Annotated in this window: 15 protein-coding genes; 7 read left to right on the top strand and 8 right to left on the bottom strand. The window is 69.8% G+C overall.

The window, feature by feature from the left end; genetic code table 11:
- The first annotated feature begins 100 nt into the window (after window positions 1-100).
- The 5 genes from cobG (at window position 101) to DIE11_RS18520 (ending at window position 6141) form a co-directional block, all read left to right on the top strand.
- Entirely contained in the window at window positions 101-1462 is a 1362-nt protein-coding gene (gene cobG / locus DIE11_RS18540; protein ID WP_124626281.1) for a precorrin-3B synthase, read from the top strand.
- Window positions 1455-2081, top strand: a complete 627-nt coding sequence (locus DIE11_RS18535) for a precorrin-8X methylmutase (protein ID WP_069225680.1) — start codon at window positions 1455-1457, stop codon at window positions 2079-2081. Before cobG ends, DIE11_RS18535 begins: the two co-directional genes overlap by 8 nt.
- Window positions 2078-2812, top strand: coding sequence for a precorrin-2 C(20)-methyltransferase (locus DIE11_RS18530; RefSeq protein ID WP_124626206.1), 735 nt, complete (start codon window positions 2078-2080; stop codon window positions 2810-2812). Before DIE11_RS18535 ends, DIE11_RS18530 begins: the two co-directional genes overlap by 4 nt.
- On the top strand, window positions 2809-4533 hold the full coding sequence (cobJ, locus tag DIE11_RS18525) for a precorrin-3B C(17)-methyltransferase (RefSeq protein ID WP_124626205.1): 1725 nt from the start codon (window positions 2809-2811) through the stop codon (window positions 4531-4533). The genes DIE11_RS18530 and cobJ overlap by 4 nt, the downstream gene beginning before the upstream one ends.
- Before the next feature lie 252 nt (window positions 4534-4785).
- Window positions 4786-6141: a chitinase gene (locus DIE11_RS18520; RefSeq protein WP_185633784.1), complete on the top strand. Its 1356-nt coding sequence runs from the start codon at window positions 4786-4788 to the stop codon at window positions 6139-6141.
- Window positions 6142-6250: 109 nt separating this feature from the next.
- Here DIE11_RS18520 and DIE11_RS18515 read toward each other — a convergent pair whose 3' ends face one another.
- The 4 genes from DIE11_RS18515 to DIE11_RS18500 all read right to left on the bottom strand — a co-directional run bounded on the left by DIE11_RS18515 (window position 6251) and on the right by DIE11_RS18500 (window position 10889).
- Complete coding sequence (locus tag DIE11_RS18515) at window positions 6251-6994, bottom strand: IclR family transcriptional regulator (RefSeq protein WP_124626201.1); 744 nt, start codon at window positions 6992-6994, stop codon at window positions 6251-6253.
- Window positions 6995-7047: 53 nt separating this feature from the next.
- Entirely contained in the window at window positions 7048-8214 is a 1167-nt protein-coding gene (locus DIE11_RS18510; protein ID WP_124626199.1) for an acyl-CoA dehydrogenase family protein, read from the bottom strand.
- Window positions 8215-8318: 104 nt separating this feature from the next.
- Window positions 8319-9620 carry a CitMHS family transporter gene (locus tag DIE11_RS18505; RefSeq protein WP_124626197.1) on the bottom strand — a complete coding sequence of 434 codons (1302 nt, stop codon included), beginning with the start codon at window positions 9618-9620 and terminating at the stop codon, window positions 8319-8321.
- Window positions 9621-9722: 102 nt separating this feature from the next.
- Entirely contained in the window at window positions 9723-10889 is a 1167-nt protein-coding gene (locus DIE11_RS18500; protein WP_124626195.1) for a CaiB/BaiF CoA-transferase family protein, read from the bottom strand.
- A gap of 270 nt (window positions 10890-11159) precedes the next feature.
- Between DIE11_RS18500 and DIE11_RS18495 the strand changes: the two genes are divergently transcribed.
- Complete coding sequence (locus DIE11_RS18495; RefSeq protein ID WP_059606767.1) at window positions 11160-11405, top strand: hypothetical protein; 246 nt, start codon at window positions 11160-11162, stop codon at window positions 11403-11405.
- A 160-nt stretch (window positions 11406-11565) separates the two neighbouring features.
- On the top strand, window positions 11566-11994 hold the full coding sequence (locus DIE11_RS18490) for an NUDIX hydrolase (RefSeq protein WP_124626193.1): 429 nt from the start codon (window positions 11566-11568) through the stop codon (window positions 11992-11994).
- A gap of 15 nt (window positions 11995-12009) precedes the next feature.
- On the opposite strand, the gene DIE11_RS18485 is transcribed toward DIE11_RS18490, so the two are convergent.
- From DIE11_RS18485 to DIE11_RS18470, 4 genes are all read right to left on the bottom strand, one after another.
- On the bottom strand, window positions 12010-12336 hold the full coding sequence (locus tag DIE11_RS18485; protein WP_059683377.1) for a low molecular weight protein tyrosine phosphatase family protein: 327 nt from the start codon (window positions 12334-12336) through the stop codon (window positions 12010-12012).
- A 36-nt stretch (window positions 12337-12372) separates the two neighbouring features.
- On the bottom strand, window positions 12373-12945 hold the full coding sequence (locus tag DIE11_RS18480; protein WP_124626191.1) for a DUF1993 family protein: 573 nt from the start codon (window positions 12943-12945) through the stop codon (window positions 12373-12375).
- A gap of 120 nt (window positions 12946-13065) precedes the next feature.
- Complete coding sequence (locus DIE11_RS18475) at window positions 13066-13518, bottom strand: YaiI/YqxD family protein (protein WP_124626189.1); 453 nt, start codon at window positions 13516-13518, stop codon at window positions 13066-13068.
- 75 nt (window positions 13519-13593) lie between these two features.
- Window positions 13594-14202, bottom strand: coding sequence for a magnesium chelatase (locus tag DIE11_RS18470; protein WP_124626187.1), 609 nt, complete (start codon window positions 14200-14202; stop codon window positions 13594-13596).
- Window positions 14203-14222: the final 20 nt, after the last annotated feature.

The raw sequence follows: 14222 nt of genomic DNA, 5'->3' as shown, positions 1-14222 counted from the left end.
TCGGCGTCGGGCGGGGTGTACCGATACGTTGGCCGCGGCGTGACACTGCCCCGGTATCCCGTTGAGTTCCGCCCCCGATTCTATTCCTGCGTCGCCCGCCGTGCGCCCGTCGGCTTGCCCGGGGCTCGTGCGCGTCGTCGCGGCCGCCGACGGCGGGCTGTGCCGGATCAAGCTGCCGGGCGGCCGGCTCGACGCGCGGCAGGCGCGTGCGATCGCCGCCGCCGCGCGCGCCTGCGGCTCCGGCGCGATCGACGCGACCAATCGCGCGAATCTCCAGTTGCGCGGCATCCGCGACGGCGCGGCCGATACGCTGGCCGACGCATTGCTCGACGCGGGCCTGGGCCCGCGCGCGCGCGCCGGCGATGCCGCCGACGACCGGGCCGCGCTCGCCGCGCGCGACGACGTCCGCAACCTGATGCTCAGCCCGCTCGCGGGGCGCGATCCCGACGCACTGCTCGACAGCCGCGCTCTCGCGCTGCCGTTGCTCGACATGCTGACGCACGAGCCGCGCCGCGGCGAGGTGTCGCCGAAATTCTCGATCCAGCTCGACGGCGGCGAATCGGTCGCGGCGCTCGATCATCCGCACGACATCTGGCTCGCCGCGTGGCGTCGAGGCGACGGTGCGGTCCGCATCGCCGCGGGCCTGGCAGGCTGCCCGCCGGTCGCGCCCGGTGATCCGTCCGCTTCGTTCGACGTCGCGCCGGACCAGACCGTCGCGCTCGTTCGCGCACTGCTGCTCGCGTTCCTCGATCTCGCACCGGCCGACGTCACGCGGATGCGTGCTTTGCTCGCGACCGGCGGCGCATGCGCATTGCGCGCGCGCGCGCAGGATTACGCGCCCTTCCCGCTCGAAGCCGATCCGGCACTGGCCGGCTGGCGGCGCAAGCATGCGGACGCCGCGCTGCGTTTCGGTGCAAGGCCGTCGCGCGATGCGGATCGCTGCAGCGTCGGCGCGCAGTTCGTGCTCGGCCGGTTCGACGCAACACAACTGGACCAGCTTGCGGCACTCGCCGACGCGGAAGGCGACGGCACGCTGTCGATGACCCCGTGGCAAGGCGTGTTCGTGCACGGCGTGCGGCACGAACGCGCGCCAGCCGTGCTCGACGCGCTCGCGTCGATCGGCCTCGTGTGCACGACGTCCGACCCGCTGGCGGCGCTGGTCGCCTGCACCGGCAGCGCGGGCTGCGCGAAGTCGCGCGCCGATACGAAGCACGATGCGCTCGCGCTGGCCGCGCGCGTCGGCCATCCGGTCGACGTGCACCTGACCGGCTGCGAGCGCCACTGCGCGCTGCCGCATCCCGCGATGCATACCCTCGTCGCGGTCGCGCCCGGACGCTACGACCTTTACCGGCGCGACGCCGCCGCGGGCCTCGGCGCCCCGCTCGCGCGCCATCTGACGATTGACCAGGCCGCGGACCGACTGACGGGCGCGCGGCACAGCCAGGACACCACCGATGCTTGACTATATTCGCGACGGGCAGGAAATCTACCGCCAGTCGTTCGCGACGATCCGCGCCGAGGCCGACCTGTCGCAGGTTCCACCCGATCTCGAGAAGCTTGCAGTGCGCGTGATCCACGCGTGCGGGATGGTCGACGTGGCCTACGACCTGCGCTTCTCGGCCGGCGCCGGCACGGCGGGCCGCGCGGCGCTCACGGCCGGCGCGCCGATCCTGTGCGACGCGCGCATGGTCGCCGAAGGCATCACGCGCGCGCGGCTGCCGGCCGGCAATCGCGTGATCTGCACGCTCGGCGAACCGGAAGTCCCCGACCTTGCGCGGCATCTCGGCAACACGCGCTCGGCCGCGGCGCTCGAACTGTGGCGCCCGCATCTGGCCGGCAGCGTCGTCGTGATCGGCAATGCGCCGACCGCGCTGTTCCACCTGCTCGACATGATCGACGCCGGTGCGCCGCGCCCCGCGTTGATCCTCGGCTTTCCGGTCGGCTTCATCGGCGCCGCCGAATCCAAGGCGGCACTCGACGCCGACAGTCGCGGCGTGCCGTACGTCGCGCTGCTCGGCCGCCGCGGTGGCAGCGCGATGGCCGCAGCAGCCGTCAACGCACTCGCGACGGAGGCAGAATGACGGCCCCGCGCGGACGCCTGTTCGGGGTCGGCGTCGGCCCCGGCGACCCCGAACTGATGACGATCAAGGCGCTGCGCGTGCTGCAGGCGGCGCCGGTGGTCGCGTATTTCGTCGCGAAGGGCAAGAAAGGCAATGCCTACGGGATCGTCGAGGCGCACCTGCTCGATGCGCAGACGCAACTGCCGCTCGTCTATCCGGTGACGACCGAGGCGCTGCCGCCGCCGCTCTGCTACGAGACCGTGATCGCCGATTTCTACGACACCGCCGCCGAGATCGTCGCGTCGCATCTCGACGCCGGGCGCGACGTCGCGGTGATCTGCGAAGGCGATCCGTTCTTTTACGGGTCGTACATGTACCTGCACGATCGCCTCGCACCGCGCTATGACACCGAAGTGATCCCGGGCGTGTGCGCGATGCTCGGCGGCACGGCCGTGCTCGGCCAGCCGCTCGTCTATCGCAACCAGAGCCTGTCGGTGCTGTCCGGCGTGCTGCCGGCGGACGAATTGCGCGCGCGGCTCGCGCAGGCCGACGCGGCCGTCGTGATGAAGCTCGGCCGCAACTTCGACAAGGTGCGGCGCGTGCTCGACGAACTGGGGCTCGCGAAGCGCGCGCTGTACGTCGAGCGCGCGACGATGGCGGCGCAGCGCATCGTGCCGCTCGACGAAGTCGATCCGATGGCGTCGCCGTACTTCTCGCTGCTCGTCGTGCCGGGGGAAAAATGGCAAGGATGACGACTCCGCCCGCAATCGTGATTCTCGGCGCGGGCGCACTCGATACCGCGCGGCGCATCCAGGCGCGTTATCCGGGCGCAGTCGTGCACGGGCTCGCGTCGCGCGTCGAGGCCGACGTGCCGTTCGACGAACTCGGCGCGCACCTGCGCGAGCTTTACGCGCGCGGCCTGCCGATCGTCGCGCTGTGCGCGGCCGGCATCGTGATCCGTTGCGTCGCGCCGGCGCTGGCCGACAAGGGTGTCGAGCCGCCGGTGCTCGCGGTCGCGGAAGACGGTTCGGCCGTCGTGCCGCTGCTCGGCGGGCTGACGGGCGTCAACGTGATCGCGCGCGAAATCGCCGAATGCCTCGGCGTCGCGCCCGCGATCACGACGAGCGGCGAGCTGCGCTTCGGCGCGTGTGTGCTCAACCCGCCCGACGGCTATGCGCTCGCCGATCTCCAGCAAGGCAAGCGTTTCGTGTCCGATTTGCTCGCGGGTGCGGCGACGCGCATCGACGGCGCGGCGCCCTGGCTCGACGACGTCGCGCTGCCGCGTGACGACGCGGCCGCGCATGCGATCCGCGTGACGCCCGATGCGTGGCGCGGCGCGCGTGACGAACTCGTGATCCATCCGCGCAGCGTGGTGGTCGGCATCGCGGCACGCGGCGTGCAGGCCGATGCGTCGCCATCGCTTGCCGGGCGCATCGACGCGCTGCTCGATACGCACGGACTCGCGCGGCTGGCGCTCGCCGCATTGGTCGCCCCGGCGTCGTTGCTCGGCGATGCGCGCGTCGAAGCGGCGGCACGGACGCTGGGCGTGCCGTTGCGCTTCTCCGAAGTCGACGGCGACGAAGGCGACGAAGGCGCCGATGCTGCTGCCCTGCTGGGTTCGACGTTGCGCGTGGCGCACACGCTGCGCGCAACGTCCGACGGCCTCGCGTGCGCGGTCGCGACGCAACCCGTCGATCCCGCGACGCTCGGCCGTGCACGCGGCCGCCTGACGGTGCTCGGCCTCGGCCCGGGCGATGCGGCGTGGCTCACGCCCGCCGCGCGCACCGCGCTCGCGCAAGCCACCGACATCCTCGGCTATACGACCTACGTGACGATGGCCGGCCCGTTCCGCGCGGACCAGCGCGTCCACGGCACGGACAATCGCGAGGAAATGCAGCGCGCGCGCCATGCGTTCGAACTGGCGGCCCAAGGCCGGCGCGTCGCGGTCGTCTCGTCGGGTGACCCGGGTGTGTTCGCGATGGCCGCGGCCGTGCTCGAAGCGCTCGACGAAGCACGCGACCCGCGATGGGCCGCGGTCGAACTGCGCGTCGAACCGGGCGTATCGGCATCGCTCGCGACCGCCGCGCAGGCCGGCGCGCCGCTCGGCCACGATTTCTGCGCGATCTCGCTGTCGGACAACCTGAAGCCGTGGGACGTGATCGAGACGCGCCTGCGGCACGCGGCGCAAGCCGATCTCGTGATGGCGTTCTACAACCCGATCTCGCGTGCACGGCCGTGGCAGCTCGACCGTGCGCTCGATGCGGTGCGCGCGCATCGCGCGGCCGACACGGTCGTCGTGCTCGGCCGCGATATCGGCCGGCCCGGCGCGACGCTCACGACGACGACGCTCGGCGCGCTGCGCAGCGATCAGGTGGACATGCGCACGATGGTGATCGTCGGCTCGTCGACGACGCGGCGTTTCGCCATCGGCGACGGGCGTGAGTGGGTCTACACGCCGCGCTGGTATCGTTGAGCGTCGCTGCGCAACGCGCGGTTGACCATCCGGCCGAAACCAGGCGGAAAAATCGCCCGCTTCGCGTTTCGATATGCGATCGAATCGGCAAGATCGTTACGTGTCGAGAATCGAATAACGAAAAGAACACCTAAGTATTCACGATTCGGCACGAATCCTCCAAGATGAGCACGCCACCGGCTGGGCATACCCGATCGCCCGCCCGGCGGCGATACGCGGGCCAGCGTATCCTTCTTCCACTTGGAGAACACAATGAACAACAACGTGTTGCCGCGATTCAACCCGCGCGCGCTCGCCGCGGGCTGCCTGCTCGCCATGGCGAGCGTGTCCCACGGCGCCGGTGTCTATGCGCCCTTCGTCGACGTGACGCTCTACCCGACGCCGCTCGTCGACCGGATCGGCGTCCAGCAGGGCATCCAGCAGTTCACGCTCGCGTTCGTGGTCGCGGGCAGCGGCTGCGCGCCATCCTGGGGCGGCGTGCAGCCGATCGGCAACGGCGCGAGCGGCGACCTGCTCGCGTCGCTGTCGGCGTCGATCGCGAGCTATCGCGCGAAAGGCGGCGAGATTGCCGTCTCGTTCGGCGGTGCGAACGGCACACCGCTGATGCAGGCATGCTCGAGCGTCCCCGCGCTGAAGACGGCCTATCAGACCGTGATCGACACCTACGGCCTCACGCATGTCGATTTCGACATCGAGGGCGCATCGCAGCAGGACAGTGCCGCCGTTGCCCGCAACTTCCAGGCCGTCGCGCAACTGCAGTCCGACTACGCGGCAAAAGGCAAGCCGCTGCACGTCACGCTGACGCTGCCGACGATGCCGACCGGGCTCACACAGGATGGCGTGAACGTGGTCGCCGCGGCAATCGCGAACAAGGTTGCGTTCGACGCGGTGAACCTGATGACGATGGACTACGGCCCCACGAACATCGACATGGGCGCGGCCGCGATCAGCGCCGCGCAAGCGCTCTATACGCAGCTCGATACCGCGTTCAAGTCGGCGGGCCAGCCGAAAACGGGCGCGCAACTGTGGCAGATGGTGGGCGTCACACCGATGATCGGGATGAACGACGTGCAGGGCGAAACCTTCACGCTCGCGAATGCGCAGAGCGTGTTGAATGCGGCGATCGGCAACGGCTACGGTTTCTTCGGCAACTGGTCGGTCGGCCGCGATCAGCCTTGCCCGAACGACGGCGCATATGTGGCGCCGACCTGCTCGGGTATCGCGCAGCAGCCATACGCGTTCGCATCGATCTTCCGGAAACTCGACGGCAAGTGGGGCACGGGCGTCACGCAGGATCCGAACTACGGCGGCGGCTCGAACGGCGGAACGCCGCAACCCGGCGCGCCTTGGTCGGCCGGCCAGGTCTATACGGCAGGCGCGACGGTGACCTACCAGGGAACGACGTACCAGGCGCAATGGTGGACGCAGGGCGACGTGCCCGGCCAGGCAGCGGTATGGAAGCCGGTCGGCGGCGGCACGCCCGTGTGGTCGGCTACGACCGCGTACCAGGGCGGCACGTGCGTCACGTACCAGGGCGCGAAATACTGCGCGAAATGGTGGACGCAGGGCGACAACCCGAGCGCGGGCGGCGTGTGGGTGAAGTCATGACGCCGCGGCGCACCGCCGGCGCGTGACGCGCCACGGCCGTTCCCGGATGCCGCCCGGCATCGCGGCGAACGGCCGCCGAAACCGCCTCCGCCCTGCTTCGCGTTTTTTGCTAGCCCCGCCCCTGCTCCGCCAGCAGCCGCGCCTTTGCGTCGACCAGCAGCGCCGCATGCATGTCGCGATGCTGGCGGATCCGCTCGGTCGGCCCGACGACCGACAGCCCGTACCAGTCGCCGTCGAGCGTCAGCGCGACCGCGATCGCCGACAGCTCGGGCGCGCTCTCGCCGAGGTTCTCGGCCCAGCCGAGTTCGCGAAACCGTGCCGTCTGCGCGACGAGCGCCGGCAGGTCGGCCACCGTCGCATCGGTGAAGCGTTCGAACGACAGCTGCGCGCCGAGCGCCTGCTGCGCGTCGCTCGCGAGCTCCGCGAAGATCGCCTTGCCGATCGAGTTCGCATGCAGCGGACGCAGCTCGCCCGGCTGGCGCGTGTAGCGGATCGCCTGCTCGGACTCGACGACGTCGAGATACGTGACCGACGCGCCCTGGATCTTGCCGAGCACGGCCGTCTCGCGGCTCGCGTCGCGCAGCGCGACGAGATGCGGATGCACGATGTCGACGACGGGATCGGGCGCATCGATCGCCGCGGCGATCGTCTGCAGGCGTCGCGTCGGATAGTAGCCGCCGCGCTTGCGCACCTCGTACAGATAGCCGCGGCTCACGAGCGTGCGCGCCATCGCCAGGCAGCTCGACGCCGGCACGTTGAGCAGGCGCGCGAGTTCGGTGAGCGGCAGCGGCCGCCGTTCGGCGGCGAACAGCTCGAACAGGTCGAGCGTGCGGGCAACGAGTTTGACGTCCATGACGAGCGCTTGATTCGGAACGGGAAATCGCGCGCCGGGCGGGCCGCCGCGCGTCAGTACGACTTCGGCAGCCCGAGCACCTTCTCCGCGATGTAGCACAGGATCAGTTGCGGACTCACGGGCGCGAGCCTCGGAATCATACACTCGCGCAGGTAGCGCTCGACGTGGTATTCCTTCGCATAGCCCATCCCGCCGTGCGTCGCGATCGCCGTCTGGCACGCCTGGAACGCGGCTTCCGCGCCGAGGTACTTCGCGGCGTTCGCCTCCGCGCCGCACGACTGCCCCGCGTCGTAGCGCGTCGCGGCTTTCATCACCATCAGCCACGCGGCCTCGAGCTGCATCCATGCCTGCGCGAGCGGATGCTGGATCGACTGGTTCTGCCCGATCGGCCGGCCGAATACGACGCGTTCGCACGCATACTGCGTTGCGCGCCGCAGCGCGGCCTGACCGAGGCCGATCGCCTCGGCGGCGATCAGGATCCGCTCGGGGTTCAACCCGTGCAGCAGGTAGCGGAAACCGTCGCCCTCGTTGCCGATCAGGTCGTCGCGCGGCACGCGCAGGTTGTCGATGAACAGCATGTTCGAATCGACGGCCTTGCGGCCCATTTTCTCGATCTCGCGCACCTCGACGCACGAACGGTCGAGGTCAGTATAGAAAAGGCTCAAGCCGTCGGTTGGCTTCGCGACCTGGTCGAGCGGCGTCGTGCGCGCGATGATCAGCATCTTGTTCGCGACCTGCGCGGTCGAAATCCAGATCTTGCGGCCGCTCAGCACGTAGTGGTCGCCGTCGCGACGCGCCTGCGTGGCCAGATGCGTCGTGTCGAGTCCGGCATCGGGCTCGGTCACCGCGAAGCAGGCCTTGTCGCGTCCGGCGATCAGCGGCGGCAGGAAGCGCGCCTTCTGCGCGTCGTTGCCGAACACCTGCACCGGGTTCAGCCCGAAGATGTTCATGTGGACAGCCGATGCGCCCGACAGGCCGGCACCCGACGCGCTGATCGTGCGCATCATCAGCGCAGCCTCGGTCATCCCGAGCCCGGCGCCGCCGTGGGCCGGGTCCATCGCGATGCCGAGCCAGCCGGCCTCGGCGAGCGCCGCGTGAAAGTCGGACGGAAACCCGCCCGCGCGATCGCGTTCGAGCCAGTAGTCGTCGCCGAAGCGCTCGCAGATTTTCTCGATCGCGCTTTCGATCGCGCGCTGGTCGTCGGTCAGGTCGAACTGCATGGATTGCCCTCCAGGAAAACGTGAGCGGCGCGCCGCGCGCGAGACAACGCCGGGTTTCGGAGCGGCCTTCTCGGTGGCGGCCGGCCCGACGGATACGCGGACGCTCACAACGGAAACACGCCCGTCGCGACGGCGGCGAAGACCATCAGCACGGTGGCGGCGAACAGGAACGGAATCGTGAATTTCTGGTGCTCGGCCAGCTCGACGCCGGTCAGGCCGACGATCAGGAACGTCGCTGGCGTGAGCGGACTGACCGGAAAACCGGTCGTCATCTGGCCGAGCAGCGCGGCCTGCGCCATCTGGATCGGCGGCACGCCGAGCAGCTTCGCGCTTTCCGCGAGCACCGGCAGCACGCCGAAGTAGAACGAGTCGGGATCGAACAGCAGGCTGAGCGGCATCGACAGCAGGCCGAGCACGAACGGCATGTGGCGCGCATGCTCGACCGGAACGTGCGCGACGACGACATCGGCCATTGCCTTGAGCATCCCGGTGCCGGACATGATCCCGGTGAACGCGCCGGCCGCGAGCAGCACGCTCGCCATCATCAGCGCGGCCTTCGCATGCGCGTCGATCCGCTCGCGCTGCGCCTGCACGTCCGGATAGTTGATGACGAGCGCGGCCACCGTGCCGAGCATGAACATCACCATCGGGTCGACGATGCCCGACACGAGCGTGCCGAGCACGACGAGCGTCAGCGACAGATTGATCCGGAAACGGCCGGGCCGGCGCAGCGCGCGTTCGGCGTCGGTCAGCTCGCGCGGCGCGATCGCGAGCGATGCCGCGCCGGCGCGATCGAGCCCGAGCCGCTTCGCCTCGCGCACGCCGAGGACGTAGGCGGTGCCGAACACGAACGCGAGCCCGACGATCTGCACCGGGATCATCGGCATGAAGATTGCCGAACCGGGAATGTGCAAGGCCGCCGACGCGCGCAGCATCGGCCCGACCCACGGCAGGAAGTTGACGCCGGCCGCCATCGACGCGACGCACGCGAGGATCCGCCGGTCCATGCCGAGCCGTGTGTAGAGCGGCATCATCGCGGGCAGCGTGACGAGAAACGTGACGGCGCCCGAGCCGTCCAGATGGATCAGCAGCGCGAGCAGCGCCGAGCCCGTCACGATGCGCGGCGGATGGCAGCCGATCACGCGCAGCACGCCCGCGATGATCGGGTCGAGCATCCCCGCATCGGTGAGGATACCGAAAAAAAGAATCGCAAAAACGAACATCCCGGCGATGGGGCCGATATTCTGCACGCCCTGCACGATGAACTTGCCGGTCGAGAGTCCGCAGCCGGCCGCGAGCGACGCGGCCACCGGCACGACGATCAGCGCGACGAGCGGCGACAGCCGCTTCGTGATGATCAGGCCGAACAGCGCGACGATCGCGGTCGCGCCGATCCATGCGAGCATGATGTGTCTCCTCTTGCAGCGGCGCGTGTCCGGTGCGACGCGGTGTGATGTGCGAAGGGGGTGCGGGCGTGCGGTGCCGCACGCCGCCGGCCGCGATGCGGGTCAGTTGCGACGCGGGCCGTTGTCGTCGCGTGCGTCGTCGGCAAACACCTGCGCCGCGTGTTCGTTCAGCGCGGGCGGCGGCCGCCGGTACGTGGCCGGCGTGCGGCCGAGCTTGATCGGCGACGCGATGCCGCGATGCCGACCCAGTTCGACCTTCATCTGGCGATGCGCGACGTGCGGATGGTCGAGCGCCGCGTCGAGCCCGAGCACGGGCGCGCACGGCACGCCGCGGCGCATCAGCTGCTCGGCCAGTGCCGCGCCGTCGTGTTCGGCCAGTGCCGTTTCGAGCAGCGCGCGTAATGCGGCGCGGTTCGCGCTGCGCGCGCGGTTGTCGACGAAGCGCGGATCGTCGGGCCACTCGCGCGTGCCGAGGACGTCGCACAGCGCGGCGAACTGCCCGTTGTTGCCGACCGCGAGAAAGATGTCGACGCTCGCGGTCGGAAAGCTGTCGTAAGGCGTGATGTTCGGATGCGCGTTGCCGGTGCGCACCGGGGCCCGCCCCGAATGGAAGAAGTTCGGCGTATGCGGATGCAGGATCGACAGCGCGCAGTCGAACAGCGTCGATTCGACGAATTGGCCGCGCCCGCTCGCATCGCGTTCGCGCAGCGCCATCAGCACGCCGAGCGCCGCGTTCAGCCCGGTGACGAGATCGACGATCGGTACGCCGACGCGCAGCGGCGCCCCGCCCGCCTCGCCGTTCACGCTCATCAGCCCGGCCAGTGCCTGCACGGCCGCGTCGTAGCCGGGCAGCCCGCCGAGCGGGCCGTCCGCGCCGAAGCCCGACACGCGGCAATGGACGAGACGCGGAAAGCGTGCGTGCAGCGTATCGAAGCCGAGGCCCCAGCGCTCCATCGTGCCGATCTTGAAGTTTTCGACCAGCGCGTCGGCGTGCTCGAGCAGGCCGAGCAGCCGCTCGCGATCCTCCGGCTTCGTCAGGTCGAGCGCGATGCCGAGCTTGTTGCGGTTCACGCCGAGGAAATACGACGCGGTGTCGCCGTCGAACGGCGGCCCCCAGGTGCGCGTCTCGTCGCCCGACGGCGGTTCGACCTTGATCACCTCCGCGCCGTGGTCGGCGAGAATCTGCGTCGCGTACGGGCCGCCCAGCACCCGCGACAGATCGATGATGCGCAACCCCGCCAACGCGCCCTGCTGCTCCAGCTCCGCCATGCGTCTCGCTCCTGCTCCCGGTTGATCGGACCGTCTGTTCCGTCGTGCCGACAGCGGCGGCACGGGTTCCCGGACTCGAACGATAATTCCTGTGTGTGAATTTATATTCACACTCGGGAATTTTATTGTCAAGCCGGATATGCCCGGCAGCCGTGTGAAGAACGCGGCCGCCCGCAAGTGGGGACGACACCGAACGCAGGCCGGTTGCGGCGCCGGGCCGCGGTTCGTTAAGCTGGCGCAAGGTGCTCACTGAGTAAAGGCGGACCTTTCATGAAACACATGCTGCTCGCGGCCATCATGCTGGCGTCGACGCTGGGCGTCGCCCGCGCGCAAACCCAGACCTTCCATTTTGGCGAGGGACAATCACAGCCGCGCGCCGCCGCGCCGACGGCACGGCCCGCGCCCACGCGCCCGCACGTGACGCCGCCACCGCATCAGCACCGGCGTGCGATCCACAAGCGGCGTCGTGGGCGGTCCGGGAAACCGGCACGCACGGGGCTCTACACGCACGCGTGATGCGATGCGCGTTGCGCGCGACAACGCACGGAACTGTCATGAACGCCCGGTATGATCGGCGCGGCGGCTTGCATGCCGTCGTGCCCGACGATCGGGCGACAGGCCGCCAACGCCGGTCGACCTACATTTCCTCCACGATTCAGCACCTGTTTTGCCGAACATGAATATCGGGCCGGATACCGTCGCCAGCATCAAGGAACGCGCCACGATCGTGTGCCGCCAGCGCAGCAGCGTGCTGCTGGTCGCCCGCACCGCGGCGCGCTGGTCGCTGCCGGGCGGCACGATCCGGCGCGGCGAGACGCCGCTGGAGGCCGCGCATCGGGAACTGGCGGAGGAAACGCGGCTGGAGGGGCTCGCGCTCGACTATGCGGTGCAGTTCGGCGGCCTCACGAAGCTCCATCATGTGTTCGTGGCCGACGTGCCGAAACACCTGACGCCGCGCGCGAGCAACGAGATTGCGCGCTGCAAGTGGTTCGACGTCGAACAGCTCGAGACGCTGCGCGCCAGCGTGCCGACCCGCAAGATCATCGAACTGCTGCACCTCGACCGCTTTCCCGCGCTCGCGGACGGGCGGCTCCGCGAGCGCTGAACCGGCCCGCGCGGCTCAGGTGCGCAGCAACGGACCGGCCTTGCGCTCGAGCAGCGCGACCAGTTCGGGCTGCATGTACGCGTAGCGGTCGGGAATGTCGAGGCAGACGATCTTCTTGTGCTTCAGCCGGATGCCGAATCGCGCGGACAGCTTCGCCTTGTGTGCACGCTCCATCACGAACACGATCTCGGCCCATTCGAGTTGCTCGGCGGACAAGCGCGTCTGCGCGTCAGGCGCGAGGCCCGCGGAGTCGGTTTCGACGCCCGGCCACGCGGCGAACACCGCCTCGGCCGTGGGGCTGCGCAGCCGGTTGCGGCTACAGATGAACAGGGCCCGTGTCATGCCGGTGCACGGCGGCCGGATCGTCCGCTCGACCGTTCAACCCTGCGGAATCGTGCCGGGCCGCACGTAGGCCAGCATGTGCGGCACGTAGTCGGCCTTGCCGAGCTCGACGCCGTGATGGCGCAGGATCGCGTACGCGGCGATCGCGTGAAAGTAGAACTGCGGCAACGCCCAGTCGCGCGCGTACTGTTCGCCCGTCATGTCGAACGCGATGCCGTTCGGCAGTTCGAGCGCGATCGGCAGCGCGGCGCCGCCATCGAGTGCGTCGGGCGCGAGTTCGCCGAGGAATGCGATCGTGCCGGCGACGATCCCTTGCGCGTCGCTCAGCGTGCCGGGCTGCGCGTCGGCATGCCAGCCGGCTTCCCGCAATGCCAGCAGCGCGTCCGGCAGCGCTTCGCCGCGCAGACGATAGACCGGCTCCATTGCCTGGAAGCACGAAAACCTCACCTGGGCGGCGAGCGGATACATGTCGGGCGCGAGCTTGAGCGTCAGCAATGCATCGGGCGCGCTGCCCTCGGCCTGCCGGTGCGCGGCGGCTTTGTCGAGCCACGCGGATTGCGCGCGCAGCATCTGGGTGAAGGTCGGAACGAGAAGTTGGGTCGGTGACATCCATGCTCTCCGATGAGGCGTTCGCGGCACGACATCAATGTCGGGGCGAATCCGTATTCTGCCGTAGCCGACGTTTCGACGCGACACCGGTGACGTGTCACACGATTGACGCCCGGTATGTCACGGCTTGCCGTGGCGTGCCAGGAACCGATCGAATTGCGACGCGAACGCCTTGCCGTCGCGTACGCTGAACGGGGCCGGGCCGCCTGTATCGATGCCCGCACTGCGCAGCTGTTCCATCATCGCGCGCGTCGACAGCCGTTCCGCGATGTTCTCGCGGCTGAACCAGTTGCCGCGCGGGTCGAGCGCATGCGCGCCCTTGTCGAGAACGGCCGCTGCCAGCGGGATGTCGGCGGTGATGACGAGATCGCCGGCTTCCGCGAGTTCGACGATCCGCGCATCGGCCACGTCGAAGCCGGCCGGCACCTGCAGCGCCTTGATGAACGGAGACGGCGGCGTGCGCAGGAACTGGTTCGCGACCAGCGTCACGCAGATCTCGGCACGACGCGCGGCGCGAAACAGCATGTCCTTGATGACGGCGGGACACGCGTCGGCATCGACGAGTACTTGCATGGCGGGTATTCCAGTGGGGAGAAAAGGCGATCATAGCGCAGCGCCGGCGATCGCCACGCACGGCTGACCACGCGATCAGCCGGCCGGCCCGGGGCACAGTGATGCGGCCGTCATCCATTGCGCGTCCCATGCATCGGCGAGCCGCCTGCCCTGCCCGATTCGCACGGCCGCGTCGTCGAAGTCGACGAACACGACGTGATCGGCGGCCGCCGGTCTCGACGGCGTTTCGCGCGTGCGGCCGTCAGACAGTACCCATAGCCAGCGCTGCCGGTCCGGCGTACGCCGTGCGACACCCGCGAGCAATTGCGCGGCGGCCGCGATGCCGTCGGCAAGCGGCGTGCCGCCGCCGCCGTCCACCGGTTCGAGCCAGCGCGCATTCCACCAGCGCGGCACGGCCGGGCCGAACCGCTTCGCGGTGCCGTTGCCGCCGAAGCAGATCAGCGCGGTTTCCACGCGGTCGCGCGCGGCCTCATCGAAGTACGCGACGATCAGGCCTTTCGCGAGCGCGAGCCGATCGTGCGACAGCATCGACGCAGAACAGTCGAGCACGAAACAATGGAGTGCGCGCGGTGTGCCGGCCCGCTTGCGGAAACGCAGATGGTCGGCGTGCAGCGGGTCACCGCGCTTCGCGGCGAGCGTCGCCGGCCATGCAACGGCCGTGCCGGCACGCACCGTGCCCGGCACGCGCGCGGCAGCGCCTGATT

The organism is Burkholderia sp. Bp9012, from assembly GCF_003853825.1.
Lineage (GTDB): Bacteria > Pseudomonadota > Gammaproteobacteria > Burkholderiales > Burkholderiaceae > Burkholderia > Burkholderia diffusa.
This window is presented reverse-complemented; position numbering and strand designations above follow the sequence as displayed.